We start from the raw sequence: 3,790 nt of genomic DNA, 5'->3' as shown, positions 1-3,790 counted from the left end.
CGGCGGTTTCGCCACGTGCACGACGCCTCAGGCACCTCCCGATGACTGCGGCCCCTCCGGTCCGGACTCCCGTTCGGGTATCCGCACTCGGGCGCGGGAAACAACGTTCGCCCCATCGGGCGAACGGCGCCCCGGTGCCACAGCGGGCCGCCCGGTTCCACGGGCGGCCCGTGCGGCGCCGGGCACGGTGGTGCGGCCGGGTCAGGGACGGCGGTCGGCCTTCGGCTTGCCGCGCTGGTGCGGCGATCCGTGCGGCGGGGCGTGGACGGGCTCCGGGGTGTTCTCCCCGTCCACCGGCGAACCGGCTCGGGTGGCGTCGGCACGTCCCGGACGCGGGGAGCCGCCCGGAGTGGGCTCGGCCCCCGCCTCGAGCTGTTCGAGGCGGGCCGTCAGCAGGGAGCGCACCGGGGTCCGGTCGGCGTGTGCGCGCTCGTGGTCGAGCAGCCGCTCCACGTCGGCGGCGGACAGGGAGCGAACGCGGTGCTCCAGCTCGCCCACCGTGAGACCGTCGTAGTCGGGCAGAGGCAGTGAGTCGTTGTCCGAAGTGTTCATCCGGGGCGGGTAACCACCTCCGGACAGCGGAAACACCGCTGCTCGAGCGCAGGATTCCGCCACCGCGAAACGGGCATAGACCTCAACAGTAGGACAGGATCGGGAGGTTGGGTCTCCGTTTACTTACTCCCGCGCACATGTGGTCAGTAGCCTCATCCCTCGAACGTCAATGCGCAGACGATCGTGATGAGGAGATCTTGATGGAACGTCCCTCCTGGGCACCGCAGGGCATCGACCTGTCCCAGCCGAGCGTGTCGCGGATATACGACTACTACCTGGGCGGATCACACAATTTCGAGGTGGACCGGGAAGCGGCCAGACGGGCGATCGAGGCCTTTCCGGGCCTTCCCAAGATCATGCAGGCGAACCGGGCGTTCATGCGCCGGGCGGTGCGCTACGCCGTGGGTGAGGGCGTGACGCAGTTCCTCGACATCGGGTCCGGCATCCCGACGTTCGGCAACGTGCACGAGGTGGCCCTCGCGGCGAGCGCGGAGGCCCGCATCGCCTACGTGGACAACGACCCGGTCGCCGTGGCGCACAGCAGGGCGGTGCTGGAGGGCACACGGGAGGCGGACGTCACCGCTGCCGACTTCCGCACGCCGCAGGACATCCTCAACGCGCCGGAGGTCCGCCGGCTGATCGACTTCGACCGGCCGGTCGCACTGCTGCTGGTGGCGCTGCTGCACTTCGTCACGGACGAGGAGGACCCGTGGAAGGTGATCGCGCAGCTGCGCGACTCCCTCGCCCCGGGAAGCCTGCTGGTCCTCACCCACGCGTCGACCGAGGGGGGCCCGCGCACCATCGAGGAGGGCGAGGAGATCTCCGATGTCTACCGCAACGCCGGATCACGGCTCATGATGCGCTCGAAGCAGGACGTCGTCAGGTTCTTCGACGGTTTCCAGATGGTCGAACCCGGCCTCGTCCCGATGCCGCGCTGGCGTCCCGACGGCCCCATCGGACAGGAGGACCCCGTGGTCTTCACCGGCTTCGCAGGGGTGGGACGCAAGGCGTGAACGCTCCCGCCGAAGGATCCGCCGAACCGGACGACCCCGGTCCGCCCGATCCTCGCCGACAGTCCGACGGGTTGCGGCGCTTCGCGACGATCTGGAGCCGTGCGGTGTATCCGACCACGGCGACCTGCCTGACCCGCGCCGAGTTCGAGCAGCACCTGCTGCCGCTCGCGGAACAGCTCAGCGACGCCCTGCACGCGCATCCGTTCAACCCGGGCCCGGCCCGCGAGGTCGGCTCGGCGCTGGTGGCGGCGCACTGCACCTCGCCGGAGGCGCTGCCGCAGATCCTGGGCGTACTGGACGCCTACCTGCTGCTGTACTGCGCCGACCGGGACGCCCTGCCGCCCGAGGAGGGCCGGGCCCGCTGTGCCCGGTTGCAGCACGCCCTGGCAGCCGGATTCGCCCGGGCCCTCCAGGAGCGGACCCGCAGCGAGCAGGAGGCGCTCTCCCGGGCGACGCTCACCGCCCAGGCGGAGATCGAGAAGGCGCTCTACGAGAGCGAGACCCGGTTCCGTGCCGTCTTCGAGGGCGCCACCATGGGCATCGGCATCGCCACCCTCGACGGCACGGTGATCAACGTCAACTCCTCGCTGACCCGCATGTTCGGCGGTTCCGAGCAGCTGGTCCGCAACCGCAAGGTGACGTCCTGGGTGCACCCGGACGACGGCCCGTCGGTGTGGCGGCTCTACCGCGAACTGGTCAGCGGTGAGCGGGAGCACTTCCAGACCGAGAAGCCCTACCAGCGGCCGGACGGCACGGTGCTGTGGACGAACCTGACCGTCTCGCTGCTGCGCGACTCCGAGGGCGAGCCCCGCTACATGCTGGCCATGATGGAGGACGTCACCGAGCGGCGGCTGCTCAACCTGCGGCTGCGGTACGAGGCCACCCACGACGCGCTCACCGAACTGCCCAACCGGACGCTGTTCTTCGAACGGCTGGAGCAGACCCTCGCGCAGTCCGGGAAGGACAGCCGGTTCGGGTTGTGCTACCTGGACCTGGACGGGTTCAAGACCGTCAACGACAGCCTCGGCCACGCGGTCGGCGATCAGCTGCTGCTGGCCGTGGCCGAGCGGCTGCAGAGCTGCGTGAACTCGCCGGGTGAGCTGGTCGCGCGGATCGGCGGTGACGAGTTCGTGGCGCTGGTCAGCGGCACGGCCTCCCGCGCGGAGGTCACCGGCATGGCGGACCGCGCGCTGGAGGCACTGTCCACACCGGTGGTCGTGGACGGCCGGGAGCTGACGGTCCGGGCCAGCATCGGCATCGTGGAGGGCCCCACCGCGGAGCGGACCCCGGCGGAGGTGCTGCGCAGCGCCGATATCACCATGTACCGCGCCAAGGCGCGGGGCGGCAACCGCTACGAGGTGGCCGACCCGGACTCCGACGCGCTGGCCATCAGCCGGCACAGCCTCACCAACCGGCTGCCGACCGCCCTGGAGGGCGGGGAGTTCTTCATCGAGTACCAGCCGCTGGTGCGCATGGAGGACGGCAGCGTCGAGGGTGCCGAAGCGCTGGTGCGCTGGGACCATCCGCGGCACGGGGTGCTCGGCCCCGACCGGTTCATCCCGCTGGCCGAGCACACCGGGCTCATCGTGCCGCTCGGCCGCTGGGTGCTCCAGGAGGCGGTGCGGCAGGCCTGCGAGTGGCAGGTGCGGGGCATCGGCGGCACCAGGCCGCTGCGGGTGAACGTCAACCTCTCACCCCGGCAGCTCCACCACCCGGAGCTGGTGGCCGACACGGTGGCCGTGCTGCGGGACGCCGGGCTGCCGCCGGAGTCGCTGTGCCTGGAGGTGACCGAGACGGCGCTGATACGCGCCGACGAGGACGAGCTGAAGCCGCTTCGCCAGTTGGCGGACCTCGGGGTGGGTATCGCGCTGGACGACTTCGGCACGGGCTACTCGAACCTGGCCAGTCTGCGGCGGTTGCCGGCGAGCACGCTGAAGCTCGACCGGTCCTTCACGCAGGGACTCCAGCACCTGCCCGCCGATCCGGTGGATCTGAAGGTGGTGGAGGGCATCGTCTCGCTCGCCCACGTGCTGGACCTGTCCGTCACCGTGGAGGGTGTTGAGACGGCGGCGCAGGCGGAGCACCTGCGGGAGCTGGGGTGTGACTCCGCGCAGGGCTGGTTCTACGCCCGTCCCGGCCCGCCCGAGCAGTTCTCCACCGGTCTGCTGCCGCTGGCGGCCGGGCAGTAGGCACGGCGGGTGCGCCGTCCCGCACCGCCGTGCCCA

General features: G+C 71.1%; 3 protein-coding genes. 2 read left to right on the top strand and 1 reads right to left on the bottom strand.

Annotated features, from left to right (window positions below; all coding sequences use genetic code 11):
- Window positions 1–201: 201 nt before the first annotated feature.
- Complete coding sequence (locus ACYVE9_RS18755) at window positions 202–552, bottom strand: hypothetical protein (RefSeq protein WP_461029041.1); 351 nt, start codon at window positions 550–552, stop codon at window positions 202–204.
- A 200-nt stretch (window positions 553–752) separates the two neighbouring features.
- Between ACYVE9_RS18755 and ACYVE9_RS18750 the strand changes: the two genes are divergently transcribed.
- Together ACYVE9_RS18750 and ACYVE9_RS18745 are read left to right on the top strand one after the other, a co-directional pair.
- A complete protein-coding gene (locus ACYVE9_RS18750) occupies window positions 753–1,565 on the top strand; it encodes an SAM-dependent methyltransferase (protein ID WP_461029040.1) in 813 nt (270 codons plus the stop codon).
- A complete protein-coding gene (locus ACYVE9_RS18745) occupies window positions 1,562–3,754 on the top strand; it encodes a putative bifunctional diguanylate cyclase/phosphodiesterase (protein ID WP_461029039.1) in 2,193 nt (730 codons plus the stop codon). Before ACYVE9_RS18750 ends, ACYVE9_RS18745 begins: the two co-directional genes overlap by 4 nt.
- Window positions 3,755–3,790: the final 36 nt, after the last annotated feature.

This window comes from Streptomyces sparsus, from assembly GCF_054776295.1.
Note: the sequence above shows the minus strand (reverse complement) of the source record. Positions and strands in the feature narration are given on the sequence as shown.